The sequence below is a fragment of the Candidatus Kuenenia sp. genome (assembly GCF_039794105.1).
Classification (GTDB): domain Bacteria; phylum Planctomycetota; class Brocadiia; order Brocadiales; family Brocadiaceae; genus Kuenenia.
Genome location: NZ_JBDIWA010000014.1, coordinates 62923 through 78638, shown reverse-complemented (window position 1 = coordinate 78638; position 15716 = coordinate 62923). Strand labels below are relative to the sequence as shown.

Below are 15716 nucleotides of genomic sequence, written 5' to 3'. Positions count from 1 at the left end.
ACTAATACAAAGTCTAATAGTGTCGTAGTCCAATCCCGGGCTCTTTCAATAATGACATTAATGTCAATGTTTTTGTGGGCATCTTTTATTATATTTGACGCAATATCATAGAGCATATGCGATCTTTCTTGTAATGATACTGTTTCGTCACGAACAAACTGATCCATGTTTGTTTCCATATATCGAAGGTATTGTTCCGTGCCATTTTTTGCGACGTATATTCTGTTAATATTTTTCTTTACGAAGGATTCTTTCCGTTCGTCTTCCAACAATTTAAAACCTTTGCAGTAAAGCAAATGCTTGGCTTCATTATTTACAATTGTTTGTAAATATAAATCGCATCCTGCAAAAGCGCCCGATTTAATACTTCTTAACGTTGCGGGAAGATATCTGTTTTTTTCATCATAATAATTTAATGTAAGTTGTTCTAACGCGTTTCCGCTTTTTAAGCTTTCTGATAAATGAGAATTTCCAATAGCGATAGCAGCATAGGCTGCAATAGTTTCCAAGAATCGTACATCGTCTGCTCCATAAACATCTCCTGATTTTTTACTGCTTACGCTTATAATTCCCACGACCTTCTCTTTTGTTTTAATAGGAACGCAAAGAATTGTCTTGCCAAGAATCCAATCGGATTGATCCTGTTTAAAACGGGGATCTTTGTTAATATCATTTACAATAAGTGGATTTCCATTTTTTATTACCCATTTGAGGATGTTGTCATTTATCCTGAACGATGTATTGCTTACGTTATGATTCGCAATGCCTTCTGAAGCTTTTAGCAATAGTTCGTTATCGCTATTGATTAAAACGATAATGCCGGTTGTGCTTCCTGTGCCGTTTATTGTAAGGTTATTCATGAGGGGGAAAAGTCTATCTACCTCTATTTGTGAAATTAATGCGTGGCCGACCTCTTTAACATTCAAGTCCTTGATATTTGCAATAGAAGCATTGTTTCTCATGCCTATGGCGTCGGGGTTACGCAGTAAATGAGATAAACTGGTAAGTCTTTTAATATCAGACAATGATTCCTGTACATTTTTAAGGTCCTTCCGTATCTCTGGATTTAAATCTTTGGAAGATTCTGCATATCGCTTGATATAAACAGGCATTTTTAGCGTATTCATTGTCATATTGTTTTTCCTCACTGATTAGGATTTAAACTTGGTAATTCTTATAGAACAATTTCATCTGTTTTGTTACTTTCGCAAGATATATGCCAAATGTGATTTGTAAAAATGAATGGGAAGGATTGTTTTTTATAAGTTATTCAAAATAAATTAAATAGGTGAATTTATAGCGCTACGGAATTTGCGGTGAAATGTTAATAATTTCTATATTTTAGAGGGGATGGTGTAAATATTTCCGCTTTTTAGGAAATATATTCTGTGTGTTTTTTAAACTAAATAACGGTTTTTTTGCTTTAATTGTGATGAAAGGATGAAGATGAGGATGAGCAAGACGAAGTGATATTATTGGGGGATTAAAAATACGAGACGTGGGGTTCAGGCTTCGTCGTGAGCTCAGCCGAACGGTTGCAAATCTGAAATCATCCAGAGGTCGCAGGAATAATTTAATTTTATAACAATTTCATTTTATTTATGCGCTTTTCACGGTAGTACGGACAAACTTTGTTTGTCCGTGATTGTTTGAATATGCGCACCGATATGGAATATAAAAAAAGTTTGAGTGCCGCCCTTTAATTTAAATGCGTCTTTCAAAAGATTACATTGATGCTGCTACTCCGTCAGCAGTTTTGATATGATTCCTGTCCGGCTATTAACGTCAAGCTTTCGCATAAGAAGTTTCAAATATCCTTTAATGGTGTTATAGCTCAAATTAAGATCGAGAGCGATCTCTTTGTTGCTGTGGTCGCCAAGCAGCAATTGAACGATTTCCTGTTCCCGTCTGTTCAGATGCCATTTGCGGAAGCTTTTGGCGATATGCGCATGGTCGGAATGCGTTCTGTCCAATATGAACAAATGGGGCCATTCCGCCTGATTTATATTCTGTGGCGAATCTGAAAGCACAATCCCCTGAACAGCATAAAATCTTTTCTGGCTTTTTATTACATCAATAAAGGAAACTTGCTCCGTCCGTTCTTTGAAGGCGCCCCCGATTTCTTCGAATTTTTTATCCAGCAATTTTTTCCATTTGTCACAAAATGATAATATATCAGACGCAGATTCCTTTTCTTTCTTCCTTACAGTATGTGAGCGCATCAGAATATCGAAAGCCATTGGGCTATAAAATACATTCAGAGCTGTTTTTCCATTTCCCGGAAGATAGAAAATAAACGCAGCGTTTTTAATCACGTCTTTAGAATAATAATCAAATGCGCTGTCCATGCTTAAGAATAATTAACGTTAAGATTGTTAAGATAGAGGAGCCTTGATATAATCCCTGCCCTGCTATTTACATCAAGCTTTCGCATAAGAAGTTTCAAATATCCTTTAATGGTGTTGCAGCTTAAATTAAGATCGAGAGCGATCTCTTTGTTGCTGTGGTCGTCAAGCAGCAATTGAACGATTTCCTGTTCCCGTCTGTTCAGATGCCATTTGCGGAAGCTTTTGGCGATATGCGCATGGTCGGAATGCGTTCTGTCCAATATGAACAAATGGGGCCATTCCGCCTGATTTATATTCTGTGGCGAATCTGAAAGCATTGTTCCCCGCACGGCATACCTCCTTTTCTGGCTCTTAATGAGATCGATAAAGTACGTTGGTTCGGGCTTCTTTTCTGATTCACCTCCGATTTCTTCGAATTTTTTATCCAGCAATTTTTTCCATTTATCACAAAATAACGATATATCAGGTGCAACTTCTTTTCCTTTTGTCCAGACCAGAGCTGATCTCACCAGAATATCTCTTGCCGCCGGACTATAAAATACCTTTGAGGTATATCGATCATATCCTGGCCGGTAAAAGATAAATGCCTTGCCATTTGCGACATCATTATAATCATAATGACATGTTTTATTCATGTTATTTCTCCTATTACAAACCTCTCCAAATATGGATAAACCAGACCCATACAAGCGCGAAATACAAAAGAGGCGCTCGTTTAGAATTTCAAATCATTTGTAACGCTTCAGTCTTTTGAAACCGGAAATTGTCATTTGTAGTGCGACGAGGTTCGTCGCACTACATGAGAATTTAGTGGGCTAAGATATCAAGTGAGGAACGAGCAGCAACCGTTTATGGCAAATGCTTCGCCCCTACACTATGCGGTAAGCAGCGCTATTATTGGAATTTTTCAAAAAACCAAAGTGTTACGTTAAAACAGTTTTCTTTCTACCATTACGCTACTTGTTCATTTCGCCCCGGAACCTGCTAATACCGCTGGCACTGTTCCAAAAAGTATTTTAAAATCCAGCCAGACTGACCATTTGTCAATATATTCCAAATCCAACCGCATCCATTCATCAAAATCGGTAATTTTATTTCTTCCAGACACTTGCCATATACAGGTTAACCCCGGTCTCATGCTCAACCGTCTTCTATGCCATGGTTCATATTCATCAACTTCCTTTGGAATGGGTGGGCGAGGCCCTACCAAACTCATATCTCCTTTCAATACATTCCAAAATTGCGGGATTTCATCGATACTATACTTGCGCAAAAACTTTCCGATTTTTGTCACACGCGGATCATTTGCCATCTTAAAGACAGGCCCTTGCATTTCATTGTTCTTTAACAGCTCCCCCCGTTTTGCTTCAGCATCTGCAATCATTGTCCTGAACTTGTACAGTTTAAAGACTCTCCCGTTTAAACTGCATCTCTTCTGTGTAAAAAATAAAGGACCGCTTGACGTGGTTTTTATTACAATTGCTGCAATGAGAAACACTGGAAATAACGAGACAAGCGCTATTCCGGAAAAGATTATGTCCATAAGACGTTTAATAAAAAGCTGCAATAGTTTGTCCGGAGCGCTTTCAAAAACAAGCAAAGGAAATTCCGACAGATAACTCCTGGTCTTACCGATGGTATCCGGGATTACATGGCTATACTTTGTCCTTGCCAAATTAAGTGTAAACAAATCCACTGCCACACTCACCTTTAACCCCTCTATATCGCACAAGTACCGAATCATTTCTTCCACAGTGTTTAACCATGACCTGGGAACAACAAACAGGACTTCATCGACGACAGTATTGTGAATTATTACAGGGATATCTTTAACGGCGCCAATTACTTTATTTCCGCAGACTACAGTATTTTTTTTTGTCGCATCGTTATCAATAAGACCGATAACATTAATACCCCATTCCACATTTTTTCCGATTGTGTTTATAAAATGCTGCGCCCTTTTACCAGTACCAACAATTAAAACGTTTCTCGTGTTAAAGCCATTTTTACGCTTATACTGGAGAAAAAATAAAAGCGAAACCTTTTCTCCGCATAATAAGATGGTTGCCATGAAAAAAGAGTAAAACAAATGCTCACTGCCTATCGTTTGAATCTTTGCAAGGAACACAAAGCTTCCCAAAAGACCTCCCCCCACTAAAGCCGTTTCTATTACGGGAAAAATTACTTCGGTAATGTTCTTTGTTCTGAAAGATTCGTACATGCCAAAATTATGCAGAAATATCCCCCACACGCTCAACAGCGCAGGCAATAGTATGAAATAGCTGCCAAACTGCTGAATAACATTGCCGTAGTCGCTGAATAAAAACGGGGACATGAAAAAAGATATTGTGACGATAAATAAATCGAAACAAATCATCAGCCTTCTGAAAAATAAGTGATATTCTTTTAACATATAAATTCCCTGCCGTTATCCCTACAAGAAAAGTGTATGAATAGTTCATATTTATAATGCAATGGTTGTACTACCCCGATAAAAACGTAAACAATGTAATAGTATAGGAGTTTCAAAGTTGCAGGACGAAGCGATTGCATCGTCACGAGCTTGGTAGTGGCTATGTTAATACTCTCGTTCCCAAGCGGCAAGGCATGCCTTGCCGCTTGGGAACGAGAGTTTCTACTTTTTCAAAAATCTAAACTATTACAGTTTTTGCAAACTTTCTTCGTGTGCCAGGTGTGCTTTCTGGTTAAGATCTTTTTGGTTGTGGCTATGTTGTGTATAAAGAAGAGTTTTGGAGAATAAGTAATTGTCTTTCATTTTATTAATGCAAAATCTATAAAAACTATTTCTTTCTTCATCAACGACCCATTCATTTGCAAATTCTTGTATATTATTTTTATGGGAATTGAAGTAATCCCAAAAATTGCCGCCGCTTTTTTCTAATATTTCCAGGGAGTCCCTGAGATACCACACAACAAACTTCTTCCATGTTTGCAAATCCTTTCTTATCCACATGCACCACAAATTTGCGGGATTATAAAAATCCCCTTTTCTCATTTCCTGATGTCTGTTGCTTTCAAACAACTTAATCATGTCATACAATTCATCTGATACCGTCATATTGTTCCCCTCTAAATTTAGTTATGCCTTTTTGAGAATACATATTCCATACTAAGTCCCGAATCGTGACACACGGCGCAGGCATTAAATAACGTCTGCATTTATCTATCACAATTAACGTGCCAAAACAAACCGTATGTTGCTGTTTCATGGGCGTAAATGCGGTCTCAATTGAATAGGAGGAGGCTATCTTTCCTCTTTTTTTAAACGAAAAGGACCATTTGTTGTCAGCGCAATTTTTAGTTCCCATCTCTCAAAAAACATCTTCACCGCTCGTATTCACAGAGAATTAAGCCATTCGGGAGCATTGTTTGTGTAATTGAATGTCTGAATTTAAGCCATTAAAAAGGAACCACAACGTGAAATACTTTGCGCAATCTTTACGAAGAGAAATAAGAATTTATTACGATTCGGGAAAGAGGATAAATTATTACTTCTTTGGTGAACAGCGGTAAAGAACACTATGGTTTACGCAAAAATTGCAACCATAATAATGTTTTACAGTAATTCCGTCTATGCCAAACGGTTATGTCTTTTTCCTATTGTGCCGTGCATCGTTTTGCGCATCTCTTATTGCTTGCACTCGTTTTTGTTTGTAAGGGTTTCCCGGCAATTAAGCTGGTTGCAAGGATTTCCGGAGAAACAGTATCACTCGCAAATATTGCATTAAACGGTTCATCGCATGAAGCTTTTTTTACGCAATCCGTTTGTTATGTTAAAGGCAGCATACAATGCCTTCTTAATTATTCCCTGATTGAAAAGAGAGTAGTATTGTAAATCTGACCTGACCTGAACGAGCAGGGGTGTCCATTTGCTAGTGTAAGTTTCAACATAACTATATAAGCACAATTCGTATGCGATCTTTTAAATGGTGCTACCCTTTTTTTCCGGAAAGTAATTTGGCAAGGTATGAGATTTGCAACTGCCCTTACATTGTGCAATATGAAGAACAGCGTGCTTTTATTTTTAGGATTTGCGGAGCGTAATAATATTTATCGAATACCATAAAAATGCTATTAAACAGAAACAAACACCACAACGGTAAGTATGGCGTTGATAAGAATGTTGCGAACAACACCAGAGAAGGTGTGTTTTCGCTTTATCTGCTTTACTTGTTAAATGAGAACTTGAATTTATCAGTAAAAATTGAAGAATTATTTGAATATACTGCCGCTTTTTTTAAGAATAATCTTTATATTGATGACTTCTGTTTCATGTTAAATAACGGGGACAACGATGAATTGACGATATTTAAAACGGGAAGTGATATTTTTGAAGCGGTGAAAGACGTCACCTTTAAAAAGGGGGAGGAATATGCCTGCATCGCCGCCCGGACGGGGAAACCCCTTTTGTTAAATGACATAAGCAAGAAAAACGACCAATATTTTTATAAAGGAAAACTGGAGAATACCGGATCATTTTTATCTTTGCCATTGCGCTCCAAAAATAACAGAATGCTGGGATTATTAAACATACACAAGAAAGAAATAAATGCATTTACCGAAGAAGATATGGAGTTATTCATTACGGTGGCATTGAATATTGCAAATACCATTGAGAGGATTGAACTTTACGAAAAAGCAGAAAAAGGCGCAATGTACGATGACCTTACCATGCTTTACCAAAGGAAATTCTTTTTTGACAGTTGTCATCTCGAGCATAGTAAAGCAATACGCCATAACGTACATTTTTCAATCGCTATGATAGATATAGATCACTTTAAATACTATAACGATACCTACGGGCATTTGTTTGGAGATGAAATTCTTAAAAAATTAGCATACATCCTGAAATCAAATGTAAGATATAGTGATATTGTGAGCAGATATGGCGGGGAAGAATTTGCGATACTTTTGCCAGGCATGGACAAGAACAGCGCTACCATCGTCATTGATAAACTCAGGGACGTGGTAAAAAGGATTTTGTCGTTAGAAGTCGTTGAAGGGAAGATGGAATACGTGACAATAACTGCTGGTGTTGCCGGCTATCCGGAGGATGGAAATTCTGTAAAACATATTTTATCCGCCGCGGATAAATATCTTTATATTGGCAAATCATGCGGCCGTAATAGAGTCATCAGTAATACATTAGACAATCCGCCTTTTCATCAGAACGGGAAAAAAACTAAACATAGTTCATTGCTAAGCAAAGAAGAGGTTAATCTTCTCCTGTACAAAAATGTAAACAGGCGGATTAGCAGATTTAAAACATTATTGAGGGTTGATAAAAAAATTAATAATGTACAATGTTTTGAAATTAAAGTAACGGAAGATGACTGGAGAATGTGCGTAATTGGCGATATCGGCAAGGGAGGATTCAAAGGGGAGCTTGATTTCAAACCTGAATTAGACGAAATATTTACCTGCCGGGTTGTTGTTGATTCTGAAGTTTACCTGCCGTCGACCTTTTCAGTCAGAATTGCCCATATAAACATAATTCATAAAAATAGATACGGAATAGGCGCTGAGATAGTAGATGGGCATAACAATTGGAAATATATTTTCTCCTTATTAACGAATAATAAATAACCACCCAAAAGAGGGTATTTATTGTATATGAAAAAAAGTAGATAATGTATTTTATAACGATAAGAAAACCTTACATTTTGCAACACTACATTAGTAACTTCTCAATAACTTGCGGTAAACAACCCCCTCGCACTCTTTGTTAATGGGGAATACTGTATAGTCGGCAATCGGCAATCTACAGTCGGCGAATTGCAGATTGTGGTCTGAGGACTGTGAACGGAAGAAATCATTATAAAAACCTCAACTTATAGAGAAGTTGCCTTTATTATTGTCTATAGAGCGCACCATGCATGGCATTGTTTTTAGGCGTAAGGTGATAATGATATCCTTTGAAAAAAGAAAATATAAAAGAATCGATTCAAATACCCGGTTGGAGCTTTATTTTGATGATACCCTATTTAAAGCAGAAGTGATAAATCTTAGTCTCAGTGGCATATGTTGTAAAACAATAGCACGTTACAATTACTTGCCTGACAAGATACTTAATTTTGTCCTTTTTATTCCAATCAATAATGAAACGTACTTAATAAAATCACACGGATTAATTGTTAGGGAAACATACTCCGCCGGAATGTGTTTTTTGGCAATTTATTTTAACGGTTTAATAAATGACCAAAGTAAAGATATACTTAAACGCTACATTTTGTAACATTTTAGTTTTTTTCATTGGGATTTTGTATTTTGGAATTTGTTTCGTATTTCGTGCTTCGTACTTGTTTGGTTTCGGCTATGCCAGCTTAGGATATTACAAAGCTTTCACTAAACACTATGTTGAGGTAATGAAGGTGGTTTCTTCCAGAAGACGAAGACATTTTTCTCCCAACTGCGGTTCCCCAAAATAATACCCCTGAACAGCATCGCAGCCTTGATTCTGTAAGTATTTAATTTGAGTCATGGTTTCTACCCCTTCAGCGACGGTGCACAAATGGAGTCCTTTTCCCATAGCGATTATGGCATTAACCAGGCAGGATTCATCTGTTTCATTTTGGATGCTCTGCATAAATGATTGGTCAATTTTAAGCGTATGGATGGGGAGTTTTTGTATGTACGATAATGATGAATATCCAATTCCAAAATCGTCTATAGCAACTGTTATCGAGTGTTTATGAAGATGATTCAGTATTTGTGCTATATGTTCCAGATCGGCCATTAATATACTTTCCGTCAGTTCGATTTCCATATTTTTCCCTGGGAATTGGCATATACCAAGCATATGCACGAAATTTTCTACAAAATGGGGGTTTTCAATCTGCAGGGGAGAAATATTAATAGACAGGCGAAAGGTATCATGGCCTTTTTTAATCCACTCTCTGACTTCACAACATGCTTGGTGAATAATCCATTCGCCTAAATCCTCTATTAGTTTTGTTTCTTCGGCAATAGGAATAAACTCGCAAGGGCGAATTTTCCCTTTTTCAGGATGATTCCATCGAACAAGTGCCTCAAAACCAATTACCTTTCCGGTACTGATTGTTATTTGCGGTTGATAAACAATTTCAAATTCATTGTTTTTCAAAGCCCATCTTAAATCCCTTTCCATTGCTAAACGGTGAGGGCTTGAAGTATTCATTCCTTTATCAAAGAACTGAACGCCCTTTTTCCCCCGGCCTTTTGCCTGATACATAGCGATTTCCGCATTTTGAATAAGCTGTTCAATCGTTTCTCCATGTTCCGGAAAAACAGAAATACCGATGCTGACACCGCCAAAAATCTCCTGACCACCAATGACAAAAGGTGTATGCATTATGTCAGTAATTTTTAACGCCACCTGGCCGGCATTTTCAGGTGCGTTTATTTCCGGGAGCAGCAGCATGAATTCGTCCGCACCAAATCGGGATAAAGTATCGTATTTTCGAAGACAGGATTCCAGTCTCTGCGTTACCGATTGAAGCAATCGGTCTCCCATTGCATGACCAAGTGAATCATTAATTGTTTTGAATCTGTCCAGGTCGAGAAACAAGACCGCTATAATACCATTATTTTGCCTTGCCTTGTTTACGGCCAGACGGCCCCTTTCTTCAAAAGATGCCCGATTTGGCAATTTAGTTAATAAATCGTGGCAGGCTTGAAAGTGTATGTATTCTTTCGCCTCTTTTCTTTCCGTAATATCATGGGCGATTGCGTAGACGCCAAATAATTTTTCGCCTGAAATATTTCTGTTTTTTGGCTGGAATCCAAGCAAATTCAATTCAACAGGAAATAGCGTAAGCTCGAAATAACGTCTTTTAAAATAATTCCCTTTTGGTACAAGGCATATCTCTATTTTATCGGGCGGGCAATTTCCAGAGCTACGCGCTATTTTTTCTTTTACAAATACATTTAGCTTTTCAACGTCTTCCGGGCAAACAAGTTCGGAGTATAGTTTGCCTATCAGTTCCTGAGGCTTATATCCTAAAAGATTTTCAATTTTAGTATTTATAAACATGATCCGTCTTTCATGATCGATCGTACAGATTATGTCCGGAGAATTATTGACAATGTACCTGTGAAGCACCTCAGATTTCTTCAGATGACGCTGCATTTTTATGTTTAGCTCTTCCCTCTGTATTTTGGTGGTGGTATTTTTAATTTTCACCAGCAGCTCTTCCGGGTCATAGGGTTTTTTAATGTAATCCAAGGCTCCGGTTTGTATTGCCTTGCTGACGGAAGCAAACGAGGTATTTCCGCTGATTACAATGACAGGCGTTTTAATTGAATGGTCATTCATAAAATTCATGACGTCATAGCCGGATATGCCGTTAAGGTTAAGGTTAAGGTTAAGGTCCAGCAATAAGAGGTCGTATGATGTTACCGAAAGCGCCTGGCAGGCCTGAGAACCACCTTTGATAGTGGTGACGCAATATTTGTGGATTTCCAAAAGCTGTTTAACACTTTCCAGCATTCCGGGGTCATCATCTACTATAAGGATATGGATATCGTGAAAGTCATTTCCTGCCGTTAAATTTTGATATATTGGCTGTGGATTCATAGTATATACCTTGCTAAATTACGGTTGCCTTCTGTAAGGGGGCATAGCTCCGTGTGATATAACCGTCTGCTTGCCTGCCATACCGAAAGTCAGATACCATAGCATGCCTGGCCTTTTATCAAATACCTTTAACAGAAGAACAATATGTTTTCTTTCTGCTTTTTAAGAGGGTGCGTTTTCCCTGTGTCAGCAGTAATTTTCAGGCAATATATGCCCCCTGTGTTTTTATGTTACCGTCCGTCCCGGCAGGTAAATTGTAAATGCAGTCCCTGTCTTTGAACTCTTGCAGTTAATAGAACCATTCATTGAAGAAACCAGGTTTTTTACAATGCTAAGTCCGAGTCCGGAATGGTTTGTTCCCTTTGTACTATGCACGGGCGTAAAGAGTCTCTTAAGGATATGTTCTGGTATGCCAGGCCCGTTGTCCTTTATTATTATTTCAACGAAAGGCTTTCCGTCTATACTAACATTGTCTCTTGTCGATGCGTGGATTTGCCCACTTTTCTGCATGGTTTCTACAGCGTTTTTTAGGAGGTTTATCAGTACTTGTTTCAGGGCAGTCCCATTTGTTTGAATAGGCAGCATTGATGTATCAAGGTCAAGTTGATACTCAATGTTATTGGTAATGAACAAGGATTGTTTAAAAATGAGAAAGGTATCACTAATCAATGTGTTTACATCGATACCTCCATTTTCAACCGTGCCGGAATCAACGTCAGAAAACTGCAAAAGAATTTTACCTGTCCGGTCAATTTCTTCTTTTATAATTTGCAGCTCTTTTTGAATATTCGAATCACTTTTCAGTTTATGCCCTAATGTTTCCAAATAGATTTTAACAATACATAAAGGGTTACTGGCTTCGTGTATTATTTCTCTCATTTTTTTTGACAATTCATGGGATTCGGTATTTGAGGCGGGTTTTTTCCCTGAAATATTTGATTCAAACTTTTTGATAAAGAGTCCTGTCTCAACCGCAAAAAGCTCTAATAGTCGCTGTTGATCATTATGGCAATTCTGATAGTTTTTATCTGCGCCGATAACTAACGCGCCTATAAATTCATTGTCTGCCACGAGCGGCAGGCATACTATTCCGTCAGAGTGTGATAGTCGTATCAGTTGCCGGTCGATAATACTCAGTTTGGAGGCATTTTCAGTGAAAGACGAAGTTATGCGGTTTTGTAACAAGGCGTTTGCAACCAGGCTTCTGCCGGATTCAACAACGATTAAAAATTCCTCCTGTCTTTTTACAAACTCATTGCCGTTTCCGTAAAGGTTGGCTTTTAAGGTATTGTCGGATGCATCGTAAAGAAATATATGACAATTATCCTGTCCAAACAAAAGCTTAATGGCAACCCTGATGTGTTCCAGCAAATCTGCTGTACTTCTTGCCTGCAGGAGCTGGTTTTTCGCGGAATTTATGAGGCTGATATGCTTTATTTCTTTCGCAAGTTGGGCATGTTTGTTTTGATCCGGGTCTTCAATCTTTCCTGTGTGGGTATTCTTTCCGGCAACAATATCCATTGAATTTGCAATGAGCTGCACTTCTCTTTCGGCGCTACCGGTAATTTCCCTCACCATAGGAGCCGTCAGCCCGAACAGATAGTCTGCCGTTTCAATCGTTAATTGCCGGTTTATGTCATTTTCGCTGCTAAGTACGCCGGCTAAATTAACTATTTTTACAAGGTGATGCGCATCTAAAATTGAATGCGCCGGTTCGTGATGATAGAGGATCGCATCTGCAGCAAAATTCTCCAGATTCCAGCTATTCACAAGCCAAAAACCCACTTCGCAGTGAGTAACTCCCATATCCTTTTTTTCTATAATTACAAGATCGTCATCGTCCTTTGCACTGTGGGTAATCTCCATATATCTTTCCGGATAACAACTTATTAAGACGAGCTGTCCTACATTAAGGAGAAGGCCTGTCAGATAAGCTTCATCGGGGTAGTTGTATCCGGTTAATGCAGAAAGGGACTTGGCAAGCATCGCGCCGGTAAGTGAACGTCGCCAGAATGTTTTAAGAAAGGAGGTCTTTTCAGCATTAAAACCTGAGAAAAATTGATGTACTGCGGTTGTCATAGCAATCGTCTTCAGCGTTTCTATGCCAAGCGCTATCAGGGCCTTGTCAATGCTGGTTATTCCTCTTCGGCGGCCGTAAAAAGCCGAATTAGCAAGACTGATTACCTGAGCGCAGAGAGCGGTTTCTCTGCGGATAAGTTCTGCAATCTCTTGAAATGAGGTATCATTTATCTGGCAGGCATGGAGAAGTTGCAACAAACTTTGTGGAAGCGATGGGGGGTTAAATCCATGCAACTCATTCAAAATATTTTGCGACGCTTGATCGATGGTTGGCGGCATGTGCTATTGTCGTTAAAAAATATCAGAAAGTGTTTCTGTATTTAGACTTGGTGGGTATTAAAGCAAAACTGAATAAAATTGCAAGCATTTTCTGTTTTACTTTAATTGTATAGGAGTTTTCACCTGAAAATCCTTTTTTCACACAAAGGCGCCTGTCTGCGTGCGACGTACAGGCAGGCGAAAAGCACAAAGAAGATGATAGAAAAGAGAAAGTCACGTCGAGACAGTTCCGGGCGAATTGATTTGATACCAGATTATATACAAGACGTATTTATCAGTTTACACGCATGGGAAAAATAGGGATAATATAGTCAAATAAATCTATTTTTCGAAAAACATTAACCAGTTAACCACTTACGAAGTTTGAACAGGATAACTTTTGTTAAATGGAAGCGAGATCTTTCAATGTAATTTCGTTCCCAGGCCGGAGACTGAGAAAGAGCGTTTTTTGCTTTTTAAAAAACTAAATAGTTACCAATACAATTCAATTCAATTCAATTCAATTCAATTCAATACTTTAATGCTACCTGTACTTTTTAATCACATAAAGAGTGCTGTCATATGAAGAAAAATCATTCCACGAAAAATAGTATACGCATAAAATTGCTTATAACAATGATAAGCTTGATTGTCGGCTTGTTGACCGTTTTAACCTTTATTCAGATTTCCACTCAAAAAATAGTCCTGAAAAAGGAATTCGGACGCAGAATCGAGCTGATGAAAAATAATCTTGTAGAAAAAGGGAAGATCTTATCAGACAATCTGGCAAGACAAACGGAAAACAATATCGCGTCATATAATTTCTCCAATGCCGCTGAAATACTAAACAAAACAGTACATGAATACCAGGAGTTGGATTACATTATCCTGATGGATTCCTCCTGCATGGTGTACACCCATACATTACATCCTGAATTACAGCAGGAAAAACTTTCAGGGGAGGAAGATTTGTTTGCGGCAAGCCGGAGAGCCCCAACTATCTATGAATTTTCAAGAAATACTACTTCGTTCATGGAAATCATTATCCCAATAAGCGTAAGTACCGAACAATGGGGGACACTGCGCCTCGGCTTTTCCCTGAATACCCTCAACAACGAAATATTAAATTCAAGGAATGAAATACGAAAGAAAATAGAGGAAATGGTTCTTCGGTCTGTCCTTACCTCCGTTTTATTCGTTGTAGTTGGTGTAATAATTGTCTATATATTATCAACCCGACTCTCTAAACCTATTATGAAATTGACAGAATCCGCCCGTTTATTGGCTAATGGCAATTTTACTGCCGCTTCAAATCTTAAAATCACTTCAAAAGATGAAATTGGCATACTTGCAGCGTCATTTATTGAAATGTCAAATAACCTGAAGGCTTCGTATGAAAAACTGGAAGAGTACAGTCACACCCTGCAACAAAAAGTTGAAGACAGAACACGTGAACTCAAGGATGCTAATCAAAAATTACAAGATCTCGATAAAGCAAAATCCGGATTCTTATCTACCGTATCACATGAACTCAGAACCCCGCTCACTGCAATCATTGGATTCACGAACATTATTAAAAAACGATTAGATACCTTCATCTTTCCGCAAATCGAAACGAACGCCATAAAATCACAAAAGGCTATACAACAGATAAAGGAAAATATTAATATTATACTCTCGGAAGGAGAGAGGCTAACAAATTTGATTAATGACGTGCTTGACCTGGCGAAGATTGAAGCAGGCAAAATTGAATGGAAAAGGCATCAGACTTCAGTAACAGAAGTAATTATGAATGCTACAGCGGCGACCACTGCCCTTATAGAACAAAAAGGCCTTGCGCTGAATGTTGATATTGAAAAAAATATACCCGATTTTTACGGCGATAAAAACAGGTTTATACAAGTCGTGATAAACCTCATTTCCAATGCAATAAAATTTACCGACAAAGGCGCCATCTCATGCCATGCAAAACAAACAGAGAATAAAATCCAGGTTACCGTAATGGACACAGGCGTAGGGATTGCACCTGAAAATCTTGAAAAAATTTTTGACAAATTCAAACAAGTGGGCGATACGCTTACCAATAAACCGAGCGGCACCGGTCTGGGCCTCCCGATATGCAAACAGATCGTTGAATATCATGGAGGCTCTATCTGGGCGGAAAGCGAACCAAACAAAGGCACCAAATTTTCATTTACAATACCCCTGCGTATCAATGTATAAACACCTTTAGCAGGGTTTCTTCATCTGATATCGATGTGCTTCCATGTCTCCTTTGTTACACCGAAACTCTTTCTCATAGAAGCAGAACAGACCTTGTTTAAATAACATACTTTGCTTGACGAACATGTTCTCTGTATCTATACTTAAACCGTTCATAAATTTGTAATTCGTCTTTTGAGCATCTTGAGTATATTATAAAAATGTGCATAATACGCTGTTTACTTTTCTGCAGC

General features: G+C 38.2%; 10 protein-coding genes. 3 read left to right on the top strand and 7 right to left on the bottom strand.

From position 1 onward, the window contains the following. The 5 genes from ABJL82_RS09000 to ABJL82_RS08980 all read right to left on the bottom strand — a co-directional run. Positions 1-1127, bottom strand: a 1127-nt coding sequence (locus ABJL82_RS09000; RefSeq protein ID WP_347274398.1) for a GAF domain-containing protein, incomplete at its 3' end; no start/stop codon positions are given. A gap of 612 nt (positions 1128-1739) precedes the next feature. Further along, on the bottom strand, positions 1740-2348 hold the full coding sequence (locus ABJL82_RS08995) for a helix-turn-helix transcriptional regulator (RefSeq protein WP_347274397.1): 609 nt from the start codon (positions 2346-2348) through the stop codon (positions 1740-1742). Between the two features lie 2 nt (positions 2349-2350). Next, positions 2351-2983, bottom strand: coding sequence for a LuxR C-terminal-related transcriptional regulator (locus tag ABJL82_RS08990; RefSeq protein ID WP_347274396.1), 633 nt, complete (start codon positions 2981-2983; stop codon positions 2351-2353). A 329-nt stretch (positions 2984-3312) separates the two neighbouring features. Beyond that, positions 3313-4761 (bottom strand): sugar transferase, encoded by a 1449-nt coding sequence (locus ABJL82_RS08985; protein ID WP_347274395.1) that lies wholly within the window; start codon positions 4759-4761, stop codon positions 3313-3315. Between the two features lie 246 nt (positions 4762-5007). Further along, complete coding sequence (locus ABJL82_RS08980; RefSeq protein ID WP_347274394.1) at positions 5008-5427, bottom strand: hypothetical protein; 420 nt, start codon at positions 5425-5427, stop codon at positions 5008-5010. A 528-nt stretch (positions 5428-5955) separates the two neighbouring features. Here ABJL82_RS08980 and ABJL82_RS08975 point away from each other — a divergent pair. Both ABJL82_RS08975 and ABJL82_RS08970 read left to right on the top strand, forming a co-directional pair. Further along, entirely contained in the window at positions 5956-6204 is a 249-nt protein-coding gene (locus tag ABJL82_RS08975) for a hypothetical protein (protein WP_347274393.1), read from the top strand. A 233-nt stretch (positions 6205-6437) separates the two neighbouring features. Continuing rightward, positions 6438-7955 (top strand): sensor domain-containing diguanylate cyclase, encoded by a 1518-nt coding sequence (locus ABJL82_RS08970; RefSeq protein ID WP_347274392.1) that lies wholly within the window; start codon positions 6438-6440, stop codon positions 7953-7955. 766 nt (positions 7956-8721) lie between these two features. On the opposite strand, the gene ABJL82_RS08965 is transcribed toward ABJL82_RS08970, so the two are convergent. Next, positions 8722-10923: an EAL domain-containing protein gene (locus ABJL82_RS08965; RefSeq protein WP_347274391.1), complete on the bottom strand. Its 2202-nt coding sequence runs from the start codon at positions 10921-10923 to the stop codon at positions 8722-8724. 225 nt (positions 10924-11148) lie between these two features. Then, on the bottom strand, positions 11149-13281 hold the full coding sequence (locus ABJL82_RS08960; RefSeq protein ID WP_347274390.1) for an HDOD domain-containing protein: 2133 nt from the start codon (positions 13279-13281) through the stop codon (positions 11149-11151). A gap of 561 nt (positions 13282-13842) precedes the next feature. On the opposite strand from ABJL82_RS08960, the gene ABJL82_RS08955 reads away from it, so the two are divergent. Continuing rightward, positions 13843-15483, top strand: coding sequence for an ATP-binding protein (locus ABJL82_RS08955; protein ID WP_347274389.1), 1641 nt, complete (start codon positions 13843-13845; stop codon positions 15481-15483). Positions 15484-15716 lie beyond the last annotated feature (233 nt).

Excerpts from the sequence above, each read along its gene's own strand:
- ABJL82_RS08995 (WP_347274397.1), bottom strand. The coding sequence starts at position 2,348 with ATGGACAGCGCATTTGATTATTATTCTAAAGACGTGATTAAAAACGCT.
- ABJL82_RS08990 (WP_347274396.1), bottom strand. The coding sequence starts at position 2,983 with ATGAATAAAACATGTCATTATGATTATAATGATGTCGCAAATGGCAAG.
- ABJL82_RS08985 (WP_347274395.1), bottom strand. The coding sequence starts at position 4,761 with ATGTTAAAAGAATATCACTTATTTTTCAGAAGGCTGATGATTTGTTTC.
- ABJL82_RS08980 (WP_347274394.1), bottom strand. The coding sequence starts at position 5,427 with ATGACGGTATCAGATGAATTGTATGACATGATTAAGTTGTTTGAAAGC.
- ABJL82_RS08975 (WP_347274393.1), top strand. The coding sequence starts at position 5,956 with ATGTCTTTTTCCTATTGTGCCGTGCATCGTTTTGCGCATCTCTTATTG.
- ABJL82_RS08970 (WP_347274392.1), top strand. The coding sequence starts at position 6,438 with ATGCTATTAAACAGAAACAAACACCACAACGGTAAGTATGGCGTTGAT.
- ABJL82_RS08965 (WP_347274391.1), bottom strand. The coding sequence starts at position 10,923 with ATGAATCCACAGCCAATATATCAAAATTTAACGGCAGGAAATGACTTT.
- ABJL82_RS08960 (WP_347274390.1), bottom strand. The coding sequence starts at position 13,281 with ATGCCGCCAACCATCGATCAAGCGTCGCAAAATATTTTGAATGAGTTG.
- ABJL82_RS08955 (WP_347274389.1), top strand. The coding sequence starts at position 13,843 with ATGAAGAAAAATCATTCCACGAAAAATAGTATACGCATAAAATTGCTT.